Source organism: Rhodanobacter sp. FW106-HT46G03, from assembly GCF_058789895.1.
Genome location: NZ_JBYTCC010000001.1, coordinates 953802 through 975445 on the forward strand (window position 1 = coordinate 953802; position 21644 = coordinate 975445).

At 64.9% G+C, this 21644-nt stretch carries 18 protein-coding genes, 3 tRNA genes, 3 rRNA genes and 1 riboswitch; of the genes, 16 read left to right on the forward strand and 8 right to left on the reverse strand.

Features of this window, described 5'->3' with window-relative positions; translation table 11 throughout:
* Nucleotides 1-89: 89 nt before the first annotated feature.
* Complete coding sequence (locus AC3WP6_RS03965) at nucleotides 90-290, forward strand: rubredoxin (protein ID WP_492626499.1); 201 nt, start codon at nucleotides 90-92, stop codon at nucleotides 288-290.
* Here the strand turns inward: AC3WP6_RS03965 and AC3WP6_RS03970 are convergent, their stop codons facing one another.
* Nucleotides 291-740, reverse strand: coding sequence for a DUF192 domain-containing protein (locus AC3WP6_RS03970; RefSeq protein ID WP_492626500.1), 450 nt, complete (start codon nucleotides 738-740; stop codon nucleotides 291-293).
* Between the two features lie 415 nt (nucleotides 741-1155).
* Between AC3WP6_RS03970 and AC3WP6_RS03975 the strand changes: the two genes are divergently transcribed.
* From AC3WP6_RS03975 to recQ, 6 genes are all read left to right on the forward strand, one after another.
* A 16S ribosomal RNA gene (locus AC3WP6_RS03975) occupies nucleotides 1156-2700 on the forward strand.
* 78 nt (nucleotides 2701-2778) lie between these two features.
* Nucleotides 2779-2855, forward strand: a tRNA-Ile gene (locus tag AC3WP6_RS03980).
* A 5-nt stretch (nucleotides 2856-2860) separates the two neighbouring features.
* Nucleotides 2861-2936 (forward strand) — tRNA-Ala (locus tag AC3WP6_RS03985).
* A gap of 184 nt (nucleotides 2937-3120) precedes the next feature.
* Nucleotides 3121-6000, forward strand: a 23S ribosomal RNA gene (locus AC3WP6_RS03990).
* A gap of 110 nt (nucleotides 6001-6110) precedes the next feature.
* Nucleotides 6111-6224 (forward strand): 5S ribosomal RNA (gene rrf, locus AC3WP6_RS03995).
* The 16S, 23S and 5S rRNA genes sit together here with 2 tRNA genes alongside, the layout of an rRNA operon.
* Before the next feature lie 415 nt (nucleotides 6225-6639).
* Entirely contained in the window at nucleotides 6640-8454 is a 1815-nt protein-coding gene (gene recQ / locus AC3WP6_RS04000) for a DNA helicase RecQ (protein ID WP_492626501.1), read from the forward strand.
* Nucleotides 8455-8696: 242 nt separating this feature from the next.
* Here recQ and AC3WP6_RS04005 read toward each other — a convergent pair.
* From AC3WP6_RS04005 to ftsY, 5 genes are all read right to left on the reverse strand, one after another.
* Nucleotides 8697-8772: transfer RNA gene (locus AC3WP6_RS04005), tRNA-Phe, on the reverse strand.
* 80 nt (nucleotides 8773-8852) lie between these two features.
* Nucleotides 8853-9143 carry an oxidative damage protection protein gene (locus AC3WP6_RS04010; RefSeq protein ID WP_492626502.1) on the reverse strand — a complete coding sequence of 97 codons (291 nt, stop codon included), beginning with the start codon at nucleotides 9141-9143 and terminating at the stop codon, nucleotides 8853-8855.
* Nucleotides 9144-9197: 54 nt separating this feature from the next.
* Nucleotides 9198-10241, reverse strand: a complete 1044-nt coding sequence (gene mutY / locus AC3WP6_RS04015) for an A/G-specific adenine glycosylase (RefSeq protein WP_492626503.1) — start codon at nucleotides 10239-10241, stop codon at nucleotides 9198-9200.
* Complete coding sequence (locus AC3WP6_RS04020; RefSeq protein WP_492626504.1) at nucleotides 10238-11308, reverse strand: AsmA family protein; 1071 nt, start codon at nucleotides 11306-11308, stop codon at nucleotides 10238-10240. The genes mutY and AC3WP6_RS04020 overlap by 4 nt, the downstream gene beginning before the upstream one ends.
* 23 nt (nucleotides 11309-11331) lie before the next feature.
* Nucleotides 11332-12354, reverse strand: coding sequence for a signal recognition particle-docking protein FtsY (gene ftsY / locus AC3WP6_RS04025; RefSeq protein ID WP_492626505.1), 1023 nt, complete (start codon nucleotides 12352-12354; stop codon nucleotides 11332-11334).
* 76 nt (nucleotides 12355-12430) lie between these two features.
* Here ftsY and rsmD point away from each other — a divergent pair, with 76 nt between their 5' ends.
* The 5 genes from rsmD (at nucleotide 12431) to AC3WP6_RS04050 (ending at nucleotide 16946) form a co-directional block, all read left to right on the forward strand.
* A complete protein-coding gene (gene rsmD / locus AC3WP6_RS04030; RefSeq protein ID WP_492626506.1) occupies nucleotides 12431-13003 on the forward strand; it encodes a 16S rRNA (guanine(966)-N(2))-methyltransferase RsmD in 573 nt (190 codons plus the stop codon).
* Nucleotides 13004-13035: 32 nt separating this feature from the next.
* The gene (gene coaD / locus AC3WP6_RS04035; protein ID WP_492626507.1) at nucleotides 13036-13587 is read left to right on the forward strand and encodes a pantetheine-phosphate adenylyltransferase; all 552 of its coding nucleotides are present in this window, start codon (nucleotides 13036-13038) and stop codon (nucleotides 13585-13587) included.
* Nucleotides 13580-14086, forward strand: a complete 507-nt coding sequence (locus AC3WP6_RS04040) for a hypothetical protein (protein ID WP_492626508.1) — start codon at nucleotides 13580-13582, stop codon at nucleotides 14084-14086. The genes coaD and AC3WP6_RS04040 overlap by 8 nt, the downstream gene beginning before the upstream one ends.
* 102 nt (nucleotides 14087-14188) lie before the next feature.
* Nucleotides 14189-15889, forward strand: coding sequence for a gamma-glutamyltransferase (gene ggt / locus AC3WP6_RS04045; protein ID WP_492626509.1), 1701 nt, complete (start codon nucleotides 14189-14191; stop codon nucleotides 15887-15889).
* A 7-nt stretch (nucleotides 15890-15896) separates the two neighbouring features.
* Nucleotides 15897-16946, forward strand: a complete 1050-nt coding sequence (locus AC3WP6_RS04050) for a TMEM43 family protein (protein ID WP_492626510.1) — start codon at nucleotides 15897-15899, stop codon at nucleotides 16944-16946.
* A gap of 1 nt (nucleotide 16947) precedes the next feature.
* On the opposite strand, the gene AC3WP6_RS04055 is transcribed toward AC3WP6_RS04050, so the two are convergent.
* The gene (locus AC3WP6_RS04055; protein ID WP_492626511.1) at nucleotides 16948-17517 is read right to left on the reverse strand and encodes an NUDIX hydrolase; all 570 of its coding nucleotides are present in this window, start codon (nucleotides 17515-17517) and stop codon (nucleotides 16948-16950) included.
* Nucleotides 17517-18518 carry a polyprenyl synthetase family protein gene (locus tag AC3WP6_RS04060; RefSeq protein ID WP_492626512.1) on the reverse strand — a complete coding sequence of 334 codons (1002 nt, stop codon included), beginning with the start codon at nucleotides 18516-18518 and terminating at the stop codon, nucleotides 17517-17519. The genes AC3WP6_RS04055 and AC3WP6_RS04060 overlap by 1 nt, the downstream gene beginning before the upstream one ends.
* Nucleotides 18519-18614: 96 nt before the next feature.
* A riboswitch (TPP riboswitch) is annotated at nucleotides 18615-18715 on the forward strand.
* Between AC3WP6_RS04060 and thiM the strand changes: the two genes are divergently transcribed.
* From thiM to AC3WP6_RS04080, 4 genes are all read left to right on the forward strand, one after another.
* On the forward strand, nucleotides 18705-19520 hold the full coding sequence (thiM, locus tag AC3WP6_RS04065; RefSeq protein WP_492626513.1) for a hydroxyethylthiazole kinase: 816 nt from the start codon (nucleotides 18705-18707) through the stop codon (nucleotides 19518-19520). (Overlaps the previous riboswitch by 11 nt.)
* Entirely contained in the window at nucleotides 19517-20185 is a 669-nt protein-coding gene (thiE, locus tag AC3WP6_RS04070; RefSeq protein WP_492626514.1) for a thiamine phosphate synthase, read from the forward strand. The genes thiM and thiE overlap by 4 nt, the downstream gene beginning before the upstream one ends.
* The gene (thiD, locus tag AC3WP6_RS04075) at nucleotides 20182-20997 is read left to right on the forward strand and encodes a bifunctional hydroxymethylpyrimidine kinase/phosphomethylpyrimidine kinase (RefSeq protein ID WP_492626515.1); all 816 of its coding nucleotides are present in this window, start codon (nucleotides 20182-20184) and stop codon (nucleotides 20995-20997) included. The genes thiE and thiD overlap by 4 nt, the downstream gene beginning before the upstream one ends.
* Nucleotides 20994-21635: a TenA family protein gene (locus tag AC3WP6_RS04080; protein ID WP_492626516.1), complete on the forward strand. Its 642-nt coding sequence runs from the start codon at nucleotides 20994-20996 to the stop codon at nucleotides 21633-21635. Before thiD ends, AC3WP6_RS04080 begins: the two co-directional genes overlap by 4 nt.
* Nucleotides 21636-21644 lie beyond the last annotated feature (9 nt).

Below are 21644 nucleotides of genomic sequence, written 5' to 3' on the forward strand. Positions count from 1 at the left end.
AATGTCCTTGGTGGGAAAGGGGCCGCGCTTCCGCAACGGCAGGGGAGTTGCCAGAATGCGCCCATTCCCTTTCACGAAGAAACCCGACGATGAGTGAGCGTTCGGCAGCAGTCCCAGGCACGCGCAAATGGATGTGCGTGGTGTGCGGTTACATCTACGACGAATCGCTGGGGGTGCCCGAAGAAGGCATTCCCGCAGGCACCCGCTGGGAGGATGTGCCGGAGACCTGGACCTGCCCTGATTGTGGCTCGACCAAAAGCGATTTCGAGATGGTCGAAACCGACGACTGATCAGCGCACCGCGCCGATGGCGCCGTCGATCCCCAACACGTCGCCGTGTACGGCACCGATCCGGCGCGCACTGCCAGCGGGCAGCTCCAGCACGTATTGCGCGTTACCTTGGCTTGGGTAGATCGGACACGGGTTGGCCTGGCACGGGGGCGCGTCACGCTGGGCCGAGACCAGCTTGCGATCGGCGTCGAAGTACAGGATATCCAGCGCGATCAGTGTGTTTTTCATCCAGAACCCGCGCGGTGCGTTGTCTGGAAACACGAACAGCATGCCGTGACCGGCGGCCAGCTGGCTCCGCGCCATCAATCCGTATTCGCGTGCCGCCTCGTCGGTCGCCAGCTCCACTGCAAACTGCGAACCGTGCAAGGTGACGGCCACGGTTGGGGGCGCGGCATGGTTGCATCCGTCACACAGAAACCCAAACAAGCAACCAATCAACAGCTTGCGCATATGTCCTCCGTTGTGTCGAGCATCAGCCACCCTGCGTCGGTGCACAAAACGGCAAATGGTGCTTCCCTGCCACCGCACTCGGCGCTATAGTGCACGCCCCCCGCAAGTGCGGCTTGCATCGCGGGGGTGCGATGGACATCAATCCGAACAAAGACGTTACATTGTCGGTTGACGGTCATAAAAAACGATGTATAGTAGGCGGCTCACCGGCGACGAAATGTCTCGGGCGGTCCTTCGGGATCGGGAGCAGATCTTTGACAGTGTGCACAGGTGAATTGTGTGGACGCCTTGCGCTGGCGGGTCGCTGACCTGTCCAAGCAATGCAAAGCGTCCCACCCAAAGAAAGTCAGTAATGAGTTTCGGAGGTTGGGGTCACGCTTCAGAAAGATAGGTCGACTTCGGTCGATCGAAAACTTAAGTGAAGAGTTTGATCCTGGCTCAGATTGAACGCTGGCGGCATGCCTAACACATGCAAGTCGAACGGCAGCATGACCTAGCTTGCTAGGTTGATGGCGAGTGGCGGACGGGTGAGTAATGCATCGGGATCTACCCAGACGTGGGGGATAACCTCGGGAAACCGGGACTAATACCGCATACGTCCTACGGGAGAAAGCGGGGGCTCGCAAGACCTCGCGCGGCTGGACGAACCGATGCGCGATTAGCTGGTTGGTGGGGTAAAGGCCTACCAAGGCGACGATCGCTAGCTGGTCTGAGAGGATGATCAGCCACATTGGGACTGAGACACGGCCCAAACTCCTACGGGAGGCAGCAGTGGGGAATATTGGACAATGGGCGCAAGCCTGATCCAGCAATGCCGCGTGTGTGAAGAAGGCCTTCGGGTTGTAAAGCACTTTTATCAGGAGCGAAAGCATGTCGGCCAATACCCGGCGTGGATGACGGTACCTGAGGAATAAGCACCGGCTAACTTCGTGCCAGCAGCCGCGGTAATACGAAGGGTGCAAGCGTTAATCGGAATTACTGGGCGTAAAGGGTGCGTAGGCGGTTCGTTAAGTCTGTTGTGAAATCCCCGGGCTCAACTCGGGAATGGCAATGGATACTGGCGAGCTAGAGTGTGTCAGAGGATGGTGGAATTCCCGGTGTAGCGGTGAAATGCGTAGAGATCGGGAGGAACATCAGTGGCGAAGGCGACCATCTGGGACAACACTGACGCTGAAGCACGAAAGCGTGGGGAGCAAACAGGATTAGATACCCTGGTAGTCCACGCCCTAAACGATGCGAACTGGATGTTGGTCTCAATTCGGAGATCAGTATCGAAGCTAACGCGTTAAGTTCGCCGCCTGGGGAGTACGGTCGCAAGACTGAAACTCAAAGGAATTGACGGGGGCCCGCACAAGCGGTGGAGTATGTGGTTTAATTCGATGCAACGCGAAGAACCTTACCTGGCCTTGACATGTCCGGAATCCTGCAGAGATGCGGGAGTGCCTTCGGGAATCGGAACACAGGTGCTGCATGGCTGTCGTCAGCTCGTGTCGTGAGATGTTGGGTTAAGTCCCGCAACGAGCGCAACCCTTGTCCTTAGTTGCCAGCACGCAATGGTGGGAACTCTAAGGAGACTGCCGGTGACAAACCGGAGGAAGGTGGGGATGACGTCAAGTCCTCATGGCCCTTACGGCCAGGGCTACACACGTACTACAATGGTCGGTACAGAGGGTTGCAATGCCGCGAGGCGGAGCTAATCCCAGAAAGCCGATCCCAGTCCGGATTGGAGTCTGCAACTCGACTCCATGAAGTCGGAATCGCTAGTAATCGCGGATCAGCTATGCCGCGGTGAATACGTTCCCGGGCCTTGTACACACCGCCCGTCACACCATGGGAGTGGGTTGCTCCAGAAGCTGTTAGCCTAACCGCAAGGAGGGCGACAACCACGGAGTGGTCCATGACTGGGGTGAAGTCGTAACAAGGTAGCCGTATCGGAAGGTGCGGCTGGATCACCTCCTTTCGAGAGTGACAGCGCGACTCGTCGCGCAAGACGTCCACACAAGACACCTGGTTTTCATGCAGCGTCCCAAGGCTTTCCGGGTCTGTAGCTCAGGTGGTTAGAGCGCACCCCTGATAAGGGTGAGGCCGGTGGTTCGAGTCCTCCCAGACCCACCAACCACGGGGCCATAGCTCAGCTGGGAGAGCACCTGCTTTGCAAGCAGGGGGTCGTCGGTTCGATCCCGACTGGCTCCACCATTGGGCATGCATGGATTCACGGCACACTGAAGGATTTGAAGCGGACCGGCGTTGAGGCCGGTACCGTGTTCTTTGACAAATGACAAACGAGTGACAAGCGTCTTGGTTCGAACCGAACCGAGACACGTGTTGAGGCACGAACAGGTGGTTTGATACATGGCCCCGAGGCGACTTGGGGTTATATGGTCAAGCGACCAAGCGTATACGGTGGATGCCTTGGCAGTCAGAGGCGATGAAGGACGTGGCAGCCTGCGAAAAGTGTCGGGGAGCTGGCAACAAGCTTTGATCCGGCAATGTCCGAATGGGGAAACCCACCGCGCAAGCGGTATCGCACGATGAATTCATAGTCGTGCGAGGCGAACCCGGGGAACTGAAATATCTAAGTACCCGGAGGAAAAGAAATCAACCGAGATTCCCCCAGTAGCGACGAGCGAACGGGGAGCAGCCCAAAAGCGTGAGTTGTTCTAGTCAAACGGCCTGGAAAGGCCGGCCATAGACGGTGATAGCCCGGTAGGCGAAAGGGCAACTTGCGTGAAATTGAGTAGGGCGGGGCACGAGAAACCCTGTCTGAACATGGGGGGACCATCCTCCAAGGCTAAATACTCCTGACTGACCGATAGCGAACAAGTACCGTGAGGGAAAGGCGAAAAGAACCCCGGAGAGGGGAGTGAAATAGACCCTGAAACCGTATACGTACAAGCAGTGGAAGCCCGCAAGGGTGACTGCGTACCTTTTGTATAATGGGTCAGCGACTTACTGTCAGTGGCAAGCTTAACCATCTAGGGGAGGCGAAGGGAAACCGAGTCTGAATAGGGCGCATAGTCTCTGGCAGTAGACCCGAAACCGAGTGATCTATCCTTGGCCAGGTTGAAGGTGCGGTAACACGCACTGGAGGACCGAACCCACATCTGTTGCAATAGATGGGGATGAGCTGAGGATAGGAGTGAAAGGCTAAACAAACTCGGAGATAGCTGGTTCTCCTCGAAAGCTATTTAGGTAGCGCCTCGTATGTATCTTCCTGGGGGTAGAGCACTGTTATGGCTAGCGGGCCATCGCGGCTTAGTAAACCATGGCAAACTCCGAATACCAGGACAGACTGTACGGGAGACACACGGCGGGTGCTAACGTCCGTCGTGAAAAGGGAAACAACCCAGACCCGCAGCTAAGGTCCCCAAGTTCTAGCTAAGTGGAAAACGATGTGGAAAGGCATAGACAGCCAGGAGGTTGGCTTAGAAGCAGCCATCCTTCAAAGAAAGCGTAATAGCTCACTGGTCGAGTCGGTCTGCGCGGAAGATTTAACGGGGCTAAGCTAGACACCGAAGCTCGGGGTGCACAGCAATGTGCGCGGTAGAGGAGCGTTGGGTAAGCCTGTGAAGGTGTGTCGTAAGGCATGCTGGAGGTATCCCAAGTGCGAATGCTGACATGAGTAACGATAAGAGGGGTGAAAAGCCCCTCCGCCGAAAGCCCAAGGTTTCCTCGCGCAACGTTCATCGGCGCAGGGTGAGTCGGCCCCTAAGGCGAGGCAGAAATGCGTAGTCGATGGGAAGCTGGTTAATATTCCAGCACTTGACTGTAGTGCGATGTGGGGACGGAGAAGGTTAGGTCTACCGGGCGTTGGTTGTCCCGGGGAAAGGCGGTAGGCATGCACCCTTGGCAAATCCGGGGCGCTTTATGCCGAGCACCGAGACGAGTCCTTTATTGGACGAAGTGACCGACACCACGCTTCCAGGAAAAGCCACTAAGCTTCAGCTACAGCCGAACCGTACCGTAAACCGACACTGGTAGGCAGGGTGAGAATCCCAAGGCGCTTGAGAGAACTCGGGTGAAGGAACTAGGCAAAATGGCACCGTAACTTCGGGAGAAGGTGCGCCCATTGGCGTGGTCACATGCGTGACTTGGCGTCGGTGGGTCTCAGTAACCTGGCCGCTGCGACTGTTTACCAAAAACACAGCACTCTGCAAACACGAAAGTGGACGTATAGGGTGTGACGCCTGCCCGGTGCTGGAAGGTTAATTGATGGGGTCAGCCGCAAGGCGAAGCTCTTGATCGAAGCCCCAGTAAACGGCGGCCGTAACTATAACGGTCCTAAGGTAGCGAAATTCCTTGTCGGGTAAGTTCCGACCTGCACGAATGGCGTAACGACAGCGGCGCTGTCTCCACCCGAGACTCAGTGAAATTGAAATCGCTGTGAAGATGCAGCGTTCCCGCGGCAAGACGGAAAGACCCCGTGAACCTTTACTATAGCTTTACACTGAACGTTGAGTTCTTCTGTGTAGGATAGGTGGGAGGCTACGAAACGCAGACGCCAGTTTGCGTGGAGCCATCCTTGAAATACCACCCTGAAGTGCTTGACGTTCTAACCTCGGCCCGTAATCCGGGTCAGGGACCGTGTATGGTGGGTAGTTTGACTGGGGCGGTCTCCTCCCAAAGTGTAACGGAGGAGCACGAAGGTACGCTCAGCGCGGTCGGACATCGCGCACTGTGTGCAAAGGCATAAGCGTGCTTGACTGCAAGATCGACGGATCAAGCAGGTACGAAAGTAGGTCTTAGTGATCCGGTGGTTCTGTATGGAAGGGCCATCGCTCAACGGATAAAAGGTACTCCGGGGATAACAGGCTGATACCGCCCAAGAGTTCATATCGACGGCGGTGTTTGGCACCTCGATGTCGGCTCATCACATCCTGGGGCTGTAGTCGGTCCCAAGGGTATGGCTGTTCGCCATTTAAAGTGGTACGCGAGCTGGGTTCAGAACGTCGTGAGACAGTTCGGTCCCTATCTGTCGTGGGCGTTGGAGATTTGAGGGGGGCTGCTCCTAGTACGAGAGGACCGGAGTGGACGTTCCGCTGGTGTTCGGGTTGTCATGCCCATGGCATTGCCCGGTAGCTACGAACGGATGCGATAACCGCTGAAAGCATCTAAGCGGGAAGCGCGCCCCAAGATGAGATCTCCCGAGAGCTTGACTCTCCTTAAGGCACCATCAAGACCAGGTGGTTGATAGGCGCGATGTGGAAGTGCAGCAATGCATTGAGCTTACGCGTACTAATGAGCCGTGCGGCTTGACCATATAACCCCAAGTGGCCTTCACCACGTGTGCGCTCCGCTTGAACCCGGACGCTTGTCACTCGTTTGTCACCCCCCTTGAAGCTGGCGCCTGCGCGCCGCTTCTACCCCTTCCCTGGCGGCCATAGCGCTGTGGCCCCACCCGATCCCATCCCGAACTCGGAAGTGAAACGCAGCCGCGCCGATGGTAGTGTGCTTCGTGCATGCGAGAGTAGGTCACCGCCAGGGTCTTACACCGAACGCCTCCGCAACTTCGTTGCGGGGGCGTTCTCCTTTGCGGCGAGGGAAATCCGCTCGCCCCCTCGGCGCGCTGGACGCAGTGATTTTCGTCTGCTGCGCCAGGGGTGACGGAATCGCGGGACTGGCAGCTCCGCCAACATGCCGGCTTTGCCCGGCGGAACCGTGGACGGACTGAAAGTCCGGCGTACGAGTAGCCGCCTCGGCGGGTGCGCGTCGGCCTCCCCCCGCATGGTGGTTTGCTGCGGCAGACGCAGTCCGGTCGGCGCGCTCGATGCCTTCCCGCTCGTCCGACCGCGCTCCGATCCACGCGTAGTCGGCCAACCGATACAGCTCTCGCGTTTATGCCGTGTGCGGTGTGTGGGAAGCGCCTGAGCCCGCTGATTCCTTTTGTTAAAATGGGCAAATGGCTTCGTCGTTAATCGACATATTGCGCAACGTCTTCGGGTATTCCAGCTTTCGCGGCCAGCAACAGGCTGTGGTGGAACACGTGGCGGCAGGCGGGGACGCGCTGGTTTTGATGCCAACTGGCGGCGGCAAGTCCCTGTGTTATCAGATACCGGCGTTGGCCAGGGCCGGTACCGGTATCGTTGTCTCGCCGCTGATCGCCTTGATGCAGGATCAAGTCGACGCGTTGCGCTCGGCTGGCGTTTCTGCCGAGTACCTCAACTCAAGCCTCGGCAGCAGCGAGCAGCGAGATGTCGAACGTCGATTGCTCGCCGGCGCGCTTGATCTTCTGTACGTTGCGCCGGAACGCCTGTTGACGGCCCGGTTCCTTGACCTGCTTGGCCACATCAGGATTGCCTTGTTCGCCATCGACGAGGCGCACTGCGTTTCGCAATGGGGACACGACTTTCGCCCGGAGTATCGCGGGCTGTCGTTGCTCGCCGAGCGCTTTCCGACCATTCCGCGCGTTGCGCTTACGGCGACTGCGGATGAACGTACCCGTGCCGAGATCGTGGAGCGGCTGGCGTTGGCCGGGGCGCGCCAGTTTGTGTCGAGTTTTGACCGGCCAAACATCACCTATCGGGTGGCATTGCGGCATAACCCGCGAACGCAACTCAAGCAGTTCCTTGCCGGTCACCAGGGCGAAGCCGGTATCGTCTACGCGTTGAGCCGCAAGAAGGTGGATGACACCACCGCATGGCTCGCTGCGTCCGGTATCGATGCGCTGCCGTATCACGCCGGGCTCGATGCCGCCACGCGTGCCGCGAACCAGCAACGGTTTTTGCGCGAGGATGGCGTGGTGATGGTGGCCACGGTGGCCTTTGGCATGGGGATCGACAAGCCCGACGTCCGCTTTGTGGCGCATCTGGATTTGCCGCGTTCGATCGAGGCGTATTACCAGGAAACCGGGCGCGCCGGTCGCGATGGGCTGCCGGCGGAAGCATGGATGGTCTACGGGCTGTCCGACGTGGTCACCCTCAGCCAGATGATCGCGCAGTCCGAATCGGCCGATGAGCGCAAGCGCGTCGAACGCCAGAAACTCGAATCGCTGCTGGCTTATGCGGAAGCCGTGCGCTGCCGCCGCGAGGCGCTGTTGGCCGCGTTCGGCGAGACGTATGCCGGCCCTTGTGGGCACTGTGACAATTGCGTCGAACCGGCGCGCACCTGGGATGCGACGGTGCCGGCGCAAAAGGCGCTGTCGGCGGTGTATCGAAGTGGGCAGCGTTGGGGTGCCGGGCACGTGATCGACATCCTTCGTGGGGTGGACAACGCGCGCATGCGCGAGCTTGGGCATGATCGCCTGAGTACCTTCGGCATCGGCCAGGAGCTGGACGAACACGCCTGGCGTTCCGTGTTCCGGCAACTGCTTGCGGCCGGCCTCCTGGCGAGTGACGCGCAAGGCTATGGTACGTTGCGCCTGACGGACAGCAGTCGCCCGGTGCTGATCGGCAAACAGGCGGTGTGTCTGCGCGAGGATGCGAAGCCGACGCGGGCGACGCACCGGCGGCAGGGCACCAAATCGGCTGCAGCCGGCAACCTCGGTGTCGAACCGAACGAGCAGCCATTATGGAATGCGCTGCGCCGCCTGCGCACCGATCTCGCCCGTGCACAGGGGGTGCCGCCGTACGTGGTGTTCCACGACGCAACCTTGTTGGCGATGCTGCGTGCGCGCCCGACCACCACCGACGAGCTTGCCGAAGTTAGTGGCGTCGGCGCTGCCAAACTCGAGCGCTACGGTCGCGACTTCCTTGGCGTGATCAACGCAGCCGCATGAACCGGCGTGCTTCTTCCGAATGTCCTGCACGCATCGGGACGGGCGGTGATGGCGGGTGAGGGATCCGCTCGACTGGCGCGACCCTGAGCTTCGGTGCCGGTGAGAAAGTTTGCGTGATTCGAGGCGCCAACGAGCCGCTACTGGCCGGCGTGCGTTTCTGCAAATCGGACGCCGAACTGGCAACAGCGGAATGAGTGTCTGAAACGACAACGGCCTGCATCGCTGCAAGCCGTTGTCTTTATTGGTGGCCGGGGGCGGAATCGAACCGTCGACACGAGGATTTTCAGTCCTCTGCTCTACCAACTGAGCTACCCGGCCGAAGGGAGCCGATCATGGGCGGCCAAGGGCTCGCTAATGACGGGTGGAGCCGCGCATTAGACCGAATGTGCGCCGAATCGTCAAGCCTTGTGGGCTTCGTCGCGGATCGGAGGAGTGAAGCCGACAGCCACGTCGTAGTCGCCGCCGAACAGGAATTTTTCCATTTGCTCGGTGAGGTACTTGCGGTCTTTCGCGTCCAGCGGGTTGAGGCGGTATTCGTTGATGAGCGTGGTCTGGTGGGCCAGCCAGTCGCGCCAGGCCTTCACCGAAACCTCGTTGTACAGCCGCACGCCCAGCGCGCCGGGCCATGGGATGTAGTCGAAGCCTTCGGCGTCGATGTCGAGCTTGACGCAGTGGACGATGCGGCTCATGCGGTGATGGGTGTCGAGTCGAACGGAAGCGAACGCGCAGTGTGCGCGAAGTTGTCACACGATGTCGTTGATGTGCAGCAGGAGGCGGCGCACGGGCGTGGGCAGGCCGAGTGCGGCAATGGCTTCAGCATCGCACCAGCGCAGATCCGGCGCGTCGGCCACGGTGGCCGTGGGCATCGCGTGCGCGTAGAGCCATGGCGTCACGTGCAGGCGATAGTGGGTGAATACGTGGGTGAACGCGGGCAGGGCGAGCGCATCGGCAACGCGGGCCAGGCCGGCGGCTGCGTGCGCGGCGGCCTTGGCGTCAGCGGCCTCCGGCAAGCTCCACAGGCCAGCCCAAACGCCTTGAGGGCCACGGCGCTGGAGCAGTACGCGGCCGCCGTGGTCGCGCAGCACCAGCATCAGGGTTTCCCGCGTGGGCAGCGCCTTGCCGGGTTTGCGCGTGGGCAGCGCGTCGACGAGTCCGTCGCGGAGAGCGACGCAGTGCGGGGCGAGTGGGCAGGTGGCGCAGTCGGGCTTGGTGCGGGTGCAGACCGTTGCACCGAGATCCATGATCGCCTGGGTGTAGTCGGCGACGCGCGCGGCGGGCGTGTGCTCGTCGGCGTGTTGCCACAAGGCCAGTTCGACGGCGCGCTCGCCCGGGTAGCCGTGGATGCCGTGATAGCGCGCCAGCACGCGCTTGACGTTGCCATCGAGGATGGGGACGCGCTGCCCGCAGGCCTGCGCAAGGATGGCACCGGCGGTGGATCGACCGATGCCGGGCAGGGCCGCCAGCGCCGCGAAGTCGTGTGGCAGCCGGCCACTGTGGCGTTCGACGCAAAGCTGCGCCGATTGGTGCAGGAACCGCGCCCGGCGGTAATAGCCCAGTCCCGACCACAACGCGAACACCTCGTCCTCCGACGCCGCAGCCAATGCCGGCAGGTTGGGCAGCGCGGCGATAAAGCGCTGGAAATAGCCGGTTACGGTGGCTACCTGGGTCTGCTGCAGCATGATCTCGGAAACCCACACGCGGTAGGCGTCGCGCGGGTGCTGCCACGGCAAGTCGTGGCGACCGTGGCGGTCGAACCAGGCCAGCAACACATCAGCAAAGCGGTTCACTGCGGCGTATCGGTCGCAGGCGCGGAGACTGACGCCGAAGTGGCCGGCCCCTCGCCATCACTCTGCACGCTGAGCCCTTCGATGCTGACGCTGCCCAACTGCCACTTGGCCACCTGCAGTGATCCACTGGCCGGCGGCACGCTGGGTTGGGTTGGGCCGGATGATTCGCCAGGCGCGTTCAGTCCATTCCACCAGCGGGCCAGCGCAAGTGGCGGCAAGCGCAGGTCGGCGTGGTTGCCGGGGCCGTCGAGCCGAAGGTGCAGCAGCAGGGGTTGGGTTTGATCGGCCGGGGCCAGTGTCAGCGCCACGGTATAGCTGCCGGAGTCGGCCTGATCGAGCTTGCCGCCGAGCTGGGCGGCGGCATCGGCCGCACCGTGCCAGCGCGCATTGCCAGTCAGGCCAAGGGTGGTGCCGTGGCCTTGCGCCGCGTGGATCTCGATGTTGTCGAGCAGCAGCGCGTTGCCGCGCAAATGCGGAGTGGCGACGAGGCGCAATTGCAGCGGCGCGCCACTGGGGGTGGTGGCCGACAGGTCGAGCGGAAACGGTTCGTCCGGCGCCAGACTGCCGGTAACCAGCATCACGTTGTTGAGCAGCACGCGATCGCCGCGCACGAAACTGCCATGTTCGATGCGGATGCCGGTGTCGATGCGCGGGATGGTAGGTGCGACGGTGGAATTTTGCAGGTGCAGCGCGGTCAGCCACGCCTGCAACGCGTCGAGATCGACGCGCGGTGCATCCACTTCCATCTGGGTGATGGCTGGCGGGCCGCCGAACACGGTGCGCCACGGCAAGGTGAGTCGTCCGCGCGCCGCCAGCAGCAGCGGGGTGTCGGTACCATCGGCACTGAGCGTGATGCCACTGAGCTCGAGCGCCGGCCGCGGGAACAGCGTGGGGCTGGCCGGGCTGGCGAGGTTCAGCGTGAGGCCGGCTTTTTGCGCTTGGTCCTGCAACAACGCGGTGAAACGGTCAGGTCGCAGCAACAGGTATACGGTGACCGCCGATACGAGCAGTGCCGCCAGCAGCACGGTGCCGGTCGCAATCAGCAGGCGGCGCCATCCGTGCGGCATGTCAGCTCCGGACCGCCACGTGCTCAGCCATGATCGGCGGCGCCAGGCAGGATGCCGTCGACGAAGGCAGTGGCGTCGAACGTGCGCAGGTCGGTGGCGGTTTCGCCGAGCCCGACGAAGCGGATCGGCAAGCCGAACTCACGGGCGAGCGCAAACACCACGCCGCCCTTGGCGGTACCGTCGAGCTTGGTGACGACCAACCCGGTGACGCCCACGATCTGGCGGAACTGGCGCACTTGGTTCACCGCGTTCTGGCCGGTGGTACCGTCGATCACCATCAGTACCTCGTGCGGCGCGTCGGGGTCGAGCTTTTTCAGCACGCGGGCGATCTTGCCGAGCTCGTCCATCAGCCCGCCCTGGGTGTGCAGACGACCCGCGGTGTCGGCGATCAGCACATCGGCCTGGCGCGAGCGGGCGGCCTGCACAGCATCGAAGATGACGCTGGCGGCGTCGGCGTCCTGGCCTTGCGAGATGACCGGCACCGCGTTGCGCTCGCCCCATGCCTTGAGTTGCTCCACGGCGGCCGCGCGAAAGGTGTCGCCAGCAGCAAGCAACACCTGCATGCCCGCGTCGTGCCAGCGGCGTGCGAGTTTGCCGATGGTGGTGGTCTTGCCAACGCCGTTGATGCCCACGGTCAGCACGACGAATGGTTGGCGTCCGGTGGGGGACAGCGGCTGCTCGACCGGCTTGAGCTGGGCGATCAATGCGGCGCGCAGCGCATGGCGCAGCGCGGCTGCGTCGGCAAACTCGCGCGCGTGCATGCGCTTGCGCAGGTCATCCACCAGCGCACTGCTGGCGGCAACACCGACATCGGCGGTGAGCAAAGTGGTTTCGAGCTCGTCGAGCAGGTCGTCGTCGAGCTTGGGGTTGTGCTGAAACAGGGTGCCCAGCCCGCGTCCGAGGGTGCTGGCAGCGAGGCGTTCACGCCAGCTGCGCTTGGCTGCGGACGGTGGTTCCTGCGGCGCCGCGACCGGGGCTTCCAGTGTCGCTTGCGGCGCCGGCTCAGCAGGCGGTTCGGCGGGCTTTTTCTTCCAGAAGCTGAGCATCGCAGGGCCGTTTCAAGGACAATGACGGCATGCTAACACCCTCATATGTACCGGCCCCTGAGCCGCATCGGACGTCGTGAGCAGCCATCCCGGCCGCGTGCGCATCATTGGCGGCAGCCTGCGCAATTCACGCCTTGCAGTGCCGGAGTTGCCCGGCCTGCGGCCCACGCCGGAGCGCGTGCGCGAGACCTTGTTCAACTGGCTGGCGCCGGTCATCCACGGTGCGCGTGTGCTTGATCTGTGCGCTGGCACCGGCGCGCTGGGCATCGAGGCATTGTCGCGTGGTGCGGCGCAGGTGCGGTTTGTCGAGCCGGATGCGCGGGCGGCCGCAGCGTTGCGGGCAAACTTGGCGCGCCTCAAGACGGCTGGCGGCGAGGTGACGACCAGCAGCGCGCAGGCGTTTTTGCGCGGTGCGCCACGGGCGCATGACCTCGCGTTTCTCGACCCGCCGTTTGCGCTCGACTTGTGGAGCGAGCTGGCGGGTGCGCTCGAAGCCGGCTGGCTGACCGCGCAGGCGTGGGTTTACGTCGAGTGTCCGCGCGCCGCGGCACCAGCGCTGCCGGCCGGCTGGGCGTGCCACCGCGAGGGCGTGGCCGGCGAGGTGCGCTACGCCGTGTACCGGCGCGAGCCGGCGCGCACACCCTGCTAAGCTAAGATGACATTCCGCCGCACCGCCTGCCTGTGAACACAACCCCCGGCAACCCTCGTCTGGCTGTCTACCCCGGCACCTTCGATCCGATAACCAACGGCCATGCCGACCTGGTGTCACGCGCGGCGCCGCTGTTCGATCATGTCGTGGTGGCGGTGGCGGAGAGCTCCAGCAAGAATCCGGCGTTCAGCTTGGCCGACCGCATTACGTTGGCGCGGTTGGCGCTGGCCGATTTGCGCAACGTCGAAGTTCGCGGCTTCGACTGCCTCCTGGCGGATTTCGTCACCGAGGCCGGAGCCGGCGTACTGTTGCGCGGGCTGCGCGCGGTGTCCGATTTCGAGTACGAGTTCCAGCTTGCCAGCATGAACCGGCACCTGATCCCGCAGGTCGAAACGCTGTTTCTGACGCCGGCCGAGCAATACAGCTTCATTTCCTCTTCGCTGGTGCGCGAAATTGGTCGCCTTGGCGGCGACATTTCCAGTTTCGTGCACCCGGCGGTGCAACAGGCCATGCGTCAGCGTTGGCACAACGGCCGCGCTGGCGACCATTCCAAACCCGAACCAGAAGGTGACCACCATGCGTAAGTTCGTTTTCGTTGCTGCCATCGCACTGACTGCCGGCCTCGCGCTGGGTGGTTGTTCCAAGCAGGCTCCCCAGGAGGATCAGGCCTCCACGCAACAGACCGCCGCGCCGACCAAGCCGACCAGCGTCACCGACACCAAGGGCTGGCAGGCGTACCTCGGGCCACTGATCCAGAAGAATCTGCAGGGCATGGCGGCGCAGCAGCCGTACGTGTACTTCGTCACCCCGGGCCAGACCGACGACGACAAGGCGATGAACGATCGCCAGCTGTCGAATGTGGAAGACACCGTGGCGCGCGGCGTCACGCCGGGCAACCTCCTGGCGTTTGCCGGCCCGGTGTCGGCGACCACGGCTGATCTCGTGGCTGCCGCGTTCAAGGATGCCCAGGCGGGCACGTTCAAGGGCGTGATCGTGCTGTTCATTGGCGACAAGGCCGACGAACAGCGCGTGGGTGATGCGATCAAGACGACCGGCGCCACCTATCGCTTCGTCCAGATGTAAGTTGGGCGGTGGCGGGGCGGATTTGCCGCTCCGCCGGCGTCCCCTCGGGTGGGCGCCTTTCGCTATCACGTACGTCCGTTTGACGGGCGAGAGGCACACCACATGAACTTCTCCCTGCACGTCCGCGCCCTGCTGTGCGGCTTTCTGCTTGCCGGTGGTGCTGCGTGGGCCGCCGAGCCGGCCACACCGGCGCAGGCAGCGGCCCCCGGGCATGCCGGTATTGCCAGCGCGAGCAACTACGCCACCGATGCCGGCTTTGCCGTGCTGGCCAAGGGTGGCAACGCGTTCGATGCGGCGGTGGCAGTGGCGGCGGCGTTGTCCGTGGTGGAGCCGGAAAGCTCAGGCATCGGCGGTGGCTTCATGGCCACGCTGCATCTGGCGAAGGGCGGCCGCAACGTGTTCATCGACGCGCGCGAAACCGCACCGATGGCGGTGAATTCCAAGGATTACTTGAACCCCGACGGCACACCCAACCGCGACACCGCGCTGAAAGGCCCGCTGTCCGCCGGCATCCCTGGCGAGCCGGCCGGGTTGGTGCTGCTGGCCGAACGTTACGGCAAGCTGCCGCTGGCGGTATCGCTGGCGCCGGCGATCAAGCTGGCGAAGGAGGGCTTCAAGCCTGCGCCGCGCCTGCTGCGCTCGATCGCCAGGGAGCAGAAGAACCTCGAACGCTGGCCGGCCTCGGTGGCGAAATTCCTGCCGGGCGGCAAAGTGCCGGCGGCTGGCGAAATCTGGCGCGACCCCGAGCAGGCGCGCACGCTGGAGCTTCTGGCGAAGGATGGCAACGCCGGCTTCTACCAGGGCGAAGTGGCAAACAAGCTGGTCGCTGCCGTTCGCGCGGCCGGCGGCAACTGGACGCTCGCCGACCTGGGCAACTACCGCGCGAAGGAGCGCACGCCGATCAGCGTGGACTACCGCGGCTACCGCATCGTCACTGCGCCGCCGCCGTCTTCCGGCGGCGTGGCGATCGCCGAGATGCTCAACATCCTGCGCGGCTACGACCTGACGAAGATGGATCCGGCCACGCGTGCGCATTACGAAATCGAGGCGATGCGCCGCGCCTACCGCGATCACAACGATTATCTGGGCGACCCCGATTTCGTGCAGATGCCGCTGGCGATGCTGCTGTCGCCGTACTACGCCGACGGCCTGCGCCAGAGCATCCTGAAAGACCGCGCCACGCCGTCGGACATGCTGCCGCACGAGTCGGTGCACGAGCCGGGCCAGCACACCACGCATTTCTCCATCATCGACAAGGACGGCAACATGGTGGGCATCACGTCCACCGTGAACTACATCCTTGGCTCCACGTTTGTCGCCAAGGGCACCGGCGTGCTGCTGAACGACGAGATGGATGACTTCGCGCTGGTGCCGGACCAGCCCAACGTGTACGGCCTCTTGGGCAGCAAGGCCAACGCGCCGAAGGGTGGCAAGCGCATGCTCTCCTCGATGTCGCCGACCATCGTCATCGGCAAGGATCGCAGCGCGGTGATCGGCTCGCCCGGCGGTTCCACCATCATCACCCAGGTGTTCGAAGGCATCATGCATTTCATCGATGGCCAGGGCGCGCAGCAGATCGTGGCCGACAAGCGCTACCACCATCAGTTCCTGCCCGATGTGGTCTACGTCGAGGATGGCGTGTTCGACGCCGCCACCAGCGCCAGGCTCAAGGCGATGGGCTACACGCTCAAGCCGCGCGAACCGTGGGGCTTCATGAACGTGGTCACCTGGAACCACCGCGGCAACCAGCTCGACGCCGCCAGCGATCCACGCCATCACGATGGCTTGGGCAAGGTGGAATGAGGGCAGCATGGCCTTGCGCTCCGTCACGCTTGGCACCCAATTGCGCCGCCGGCTGATCCGCATCGGCGGCGGCGTGCTGCTGGTGCTTGGCGCCTTGCTTGTGCTGGGTACCGAGCGTGCCGTGGTGGCATATCGCACGGTGCTGGCGCAGCACGGCGGCGAGGTGGTCGATCTCGGCCACGCGCTGGATGCGCGCAGCGGGCTCGAAGGCCGCATGGTGCACCTCGTTGGCGCCCCGCGCGTGGTCGAATCGCCGTACGACGCGGACTTCGGCCAGCAGGTGGCAACGCCAGTGCTGACGCGCCATGTAGCCATGTTCCAGTGGCGCGAGCTCAAGCTCGGCAACCAAACCACCTACGAGCTTGATTGGGCCGACACACCGCAGGATTCCAGTCGTTTCCAGCAGCCGGCCGGGCACCACAACCCTGGCATGTTTCCGCTTGCGCGCGCGCAGTTCCTTGCCAGCAAGGTCATGCTTGGGCCGTATGTGCTGAATGCCGCCCTGGTGCGCGCCCTGCCGGGCAGCGAGCCGGTTCCGGTCGATACGCACGCGCTGCCGGCGAACATGGCGGCCACGTTCGTTGCCCATGCCGGCGCGCTGGTCACCAGCAGCCATCCCGGGGCACCGGGGCTGGGCGATTTGCGCGTGAGCTGGACAGCGGTGCCGGCGCAGGAGGTGAGCGTCCTCGCACGGGTGGTCGGCGAGCAGCTGGTGGCCGTGCCGAACGCCGCCAACGGCGTGGGCTACGAGGTCAACGTGGGCGACAGCTCGCTGCTGGAGATGCGCCCCGACATGGCGGGGGCACCATCCGTGCCGTGGCTGCGGCGTCTGCTGGCGCTGCTGCTTGCCGTGGCAGGCGCGGCGTTCGTGGGCTGGCGTGCCGGTGCGCGTCCGGATGCGCGGCTTGCGGTCGGTGGCGGCTTGCTCGCGTGGGGCGCGTTTGCGGTAGTGCCGTGGCTGGGGGCGAGTGTCGGCATCGCGCTCGCATGGATCGTGCTGGCGCTGGCTGGCGCCGTCTTGCTTGGCTGGCGGTGGCGCGCGTCGCGCGTCGGGTGATTCACGTGGCCGGCGCGCCGTGCTCCAGCAGCCACAGGCCGGCAAACAGCTTGGGGTCGATCGAATAGCCTTCGGCGGCGCGGGCGAAGAGCCACGCGCCCGCTTCCGCGCGCGGTACTTCGTGCACCACGATGTTTTCGGTTTCGTCGCCACCGCCGGCGCCGACCTTGCGTAAGTCGTATGCGCGCACAAAGGCGATCATCTCGGTGCTCATGCCGGCCGAGGATGGCCCTTGGTGCAGGAGCTCCACGTGTGCGCAGCGCCAGCCGGTTTCCTCTTCCAGCTCGCGGCTTGCCGCCAGGAGGATGCCTTCAGTTTCATGCCCCGCGAGGTCACCCACCAACCCCGCGGGCATCTCGATCGTGCGGGCGCAGATCGGTACCCGGTATTGCTCGACAAACAGCACCTTGTCGGCCGGCGTCACCGCGATGATGATCGCCGCGCCTGCAGGGTTGGTGCGTTCGGCGTATTCCCAGCGGCCGCGCTTGCACAGGCGCAGCCAGCGCCCGGCGTACAGGGTTTCGGTGGGCGCTTGCGCATCCGCGGGCGCGGGCAAATCGTGCGGGTTCATCAGGAATTGCGCTGCACCGAGTAGTCGGCCAGCGTCGCCAGCGCGTCGCGCCAGGGCGAGGCCGGCAGCGCGGCCAGCGCCTTGTGCGCAGCCAGCGCGTGGGCAAGCGCGCACTGGTGCGTGCGTTCGAGTGCACCGGAGTGGCGGATCTCGTGGATCACGTGGTCGAGCGAATCGAGCCCGCCGCGCCTGATCGCCTCGCGCAGGGCGCTGGCTTCGTTCGCGTTGGCGCGTTCGAGCGTGTAGATCAGCGGCAGCGTCGGCTTGCCTTCGGCGAGGTCGTCGCCGATGTTCTTGCCGAGCGTGGCGGCATCGCCGGTGTAGTCGAGCAGGTCGTCGGCGATCTGGAACGCGTAGCCGAGCTCCATGCCGAAGTGGCGCAGTGCGGCGAGCTGATCCTCGGGCAGGTTGCCCAGCAGGCCGCCCAGCTCGGTGGCAGCGGCAAACAGCACCGCGGTCTTGCGCTCGATCACCGCGAGATACGCCGCTTCGTCCACGTCGGCATTGCCGATGTTGAGTAACTGCAGCACCTCGCCCTCGGCGATGGTGTTGGTGGTGTCGGCGAGGATGCGCATCACGCGCATGTCGTCCAGCTCCACCATCAGCTGGAACGAGCGCGAGTAGAGGAAATCGCCCACCAGCACGCTGGCCGCGTTGCCCCACAGCGCGTTGGCCGTCTGCTTGCCGCGACGCAGGCCCGACTCGTCGACCACGTCGTCGTGCAGCAGGGTGGAGGTGTGGATGAACTCGATCACCGCCGCGAGCTTGATGTGCTGGTCGCCGCGATAGCCCGCCGCGCGCGCCGCGAGCGCATGCAGCATCGGGCGCAGGCGCTTGCCGCCGCTGCTGATGATGTGGTCGGCGATCTGGTTGATCAGCACCACGTGCGAGGCCAGACGGGCGCGGATCAAGGCGTCGATGCGTCGCATGTCGGGGTCGGCAAGCGCCCGTACGGCAGCGAAATCGGGCGGGCGGGGCGTTTCGGCGGGGATCGAATTCATGGGCGCGGGGCTGGTCGTCAACCGACAATTATAGGGAATCCGGACGGCAGACCGCTGCGCCGGCTTGGCAATCGCCGCGCCGGGCGGTTACCCTGCACGGCAGACGCGGGGTGCCTTGGGCGCAAGCCGGGGCTGAGATCACACCCGTCGAACCTGATCTAGACCGTACTAGCGAAGGGACGTCACATGCCCAGATTCGCAGTGAGCCCCGTGGCGCACGAGGCGGTGGCGGATGCGCTCACGCAGTTGCGCGAGCGCTCGCCGCTGGTGCAATGCCTGACCAACATCGTGGTGGCGAATTTCACTGCCAACGCGTTGCTGGCCGCCGGCGCCAGCCCGGCGATGGTGGACAACCCGGACGAAGCGGCCGCTTTTGCGCGGCTGGCCGGTGGCGTGCTGGTCAACCTCGGCACGCCGTATCCAGATACCGCGCGGGCGATGGCCAGCGCGGCATCCAGCGCCCATGCAGCCGGCGTGCCGTGGGTGCTCGACCCGGTCGCGGCCGGCGTGCTGGGGTGGCGCACCGGCATTGCCCGGGAACTGCTGGCTGGGCAGCACCCGGCGATCATCCGCGGCAATGCATCGGAGATCATCGCGCTTGCCGGCGGCGCCGGTGGGCGCGGGGTGGATTCGCTGGTGGGAGCCGAGCAGGCGGTGGATGCCGCAGTGGCGCTGGCCACGCAGCATGCAACGGTGGTGGCGGTCAGTGGCGAGGTGGACGTGCTCACCGATAGCCGACGTATCGTGCGCCTCGCCAACGGCCACCCACTGCTCACCCGCATCACCGGCGCCGGCTGCGCGCTGGGCGCGTTGATGGCCGCGTTTGCGGCGGTGGTGCCCGATCCGCTGCTGGCGGCGGCGGCCGCCACCACGTTGTTGAACGTGGCGGCCGAACGGGCGGCGGCACAGACCGCAGGGCCGGGCAGTTTCGCCGTGGCCCTGATCGACCAGTTGCACGCGCTGCCACCACAGGCGCTGGCCGACCAGCTGCGCCAGCCGTGAGCGCCACCGCGTCGATGGCGCCGCGCGGTGCGCTCGACCTGTCCCTCTATCTGGTGACCGATGCACGGCTGTGCGGCGCGCGTGGCGTGGTCGCCACCGTGGCGCAAGCGGTGGCGGCCGGCGTCAGCGCCGTGCAGTTGCGCGACGCGCGGCTCGACGATGCCGGGTTCGTCGCGTTGGGGCAGGCGTTGATGCGGGAGCTGGCCGGCACCGGCGTGCCACTGATCGTCGACGACCGGGTGGACCTCGTGGCCGCGATCGGCGCCGATGGCGCGCACGTCGGCCAGCATGATCTCGACCCGGTCGCGGCGCGCCAGCGCATCGGGCCCGCGCGTTGGCTGGGGCTGTCGGTGCAAACCGTGGATCATGTGGCGGCGGCGTTGCGCCTGCCGCGCGGCACCGTGGATTATCTCGGCGTCGGGCCGATCTGGGCGCAGGCCACCAAGCGCGATGCGGCGGTGCCGTCCGGGCCGGAAACCCTTGCCGCCATCGTGCGGCGCAGCCCGTGGCCGTGCGTCGCCATCGGCGGCATCGATGCGGTGCGCGCGCCGCTCGTGCGCCGCTGCGGTGCCGCCGGTATTGCCGTGGTCAGCGCGATCTGCGCCAGCGCCGACCCCGCGCAAGCGGCGCGCGAATTGCATCAGGCATGGGAGCCTGGCCGATGAATCCACCGCCCGTGGCACTCACCATTGCCGGCAGCGACCCCGGCGGCGGCGCCGGCATCCAGGCCGACCTCAAGACGTTTTCCGCGCTGGGGGCCTACGGCACCAGCGTCATCACTGCGCTCACCGCGCAGAACACCTGCGGCGTCACCGGCGTGCTGCCGATCCCGGTGGATTTCGTGCGCGCACAGTGGCGCACGCTGGTGGCCGACATCCGCCTGGATGCGATCAAGATCGGCATGCTGGCCAGCGCCGAACTGGCACAAGCGGTTGGTGATTTCCTCGACGAACGGCGCTGCGCACACGTGGTGCTCGACCCGGTGATGGTGGCCACCAGCGGCGACCGCCTGCTCGATCCCGCAGCCATCGGGGCGTTGCGTCGCTTGTTGCCGCGCGCGTCGCTGGTCACCCCGAACCTGCCGGAAGCCGCGGCCCTGCTGGATGCGTCGCCCGCGCGCAGCGTGGCGGAAATGGCCGCGCAGGCGCAGGCACTGGTTGCCGCCGGCGCACAGCGCGCGCTGGTCAAGGGTGGCCATCTGGCGGACGCGGCCGAAAGCACCGACGTGCTCGCCGGGCCGGAAGGCGTGCGGTATTTCCGCTCACTGCGGGTGGCCACGACCAATACCCACGGCACCGGCTGCACCTTGTCCTCGGCGCTCGCGGCTTTGCGACCGCGCTGCGCCGACTGGCCTGCCACCATCGCCGCCGCCAAGCACTGGCTGGATGGCGCCTTGCGCGCCGCCGATGGGCTGGCCGTGGGCCACGGCCACGGGCCGGTACACCATTTCCACGAATGCAAGGCGCGCTGGACATGAGCTTCACCGCCACCGCATGGCAAGCGGCAGCACCCATCGTGGGTGCCATCGAGCAGCATCCGTTCATTGCCGGCCTCGCCGATGGCACGCTGGCGATGGAGCGCTTTCGCCACTACATGGCGCAGGACGCCTGCTACCTCGCCGCCTATGCGCGGGTGCTGGCGCTGGCGGCCAGCCAGGCGCCGCATGCCGACGAGGTGGAGTTCTGGGCCGGCAGCGCGGTACGTGCCATCAGCGTGGAGCGCGAGCTGCACGCGCAGTTCATCGCCGACACCGCGGGTATCGGCGTCTCGCCGACCTGCGCCGCCTATACCGGCGGCCTTGCGGCGCTTGCCACCCAGGGCTGCTACCCGGCGTTGGTGGCCGGCCTGTTGCCGTGCTTCCGCATCTACCAGCATGTGGGCGAGCGCCTGGCGCCGCATGCTTCCGCTACGCATCCTTACCGGTTGTGGATCGCCGCCTACGCCGATCCGGCGTTTGCCACGGCCAGCCGGCGGGCGGGCGAGCTGGCTGACCGCGCGGTGGCAGCAGGCGGCCCGGCGCTGGCGGCGCGTGCGCAAGCCGCGTTTCTCACTGCATGCCGCCACGAGTGGATGTTCTGGGACGCCGCGTGGCGGCTGGAAACCTGGCCACTGTAACCCCCCGCT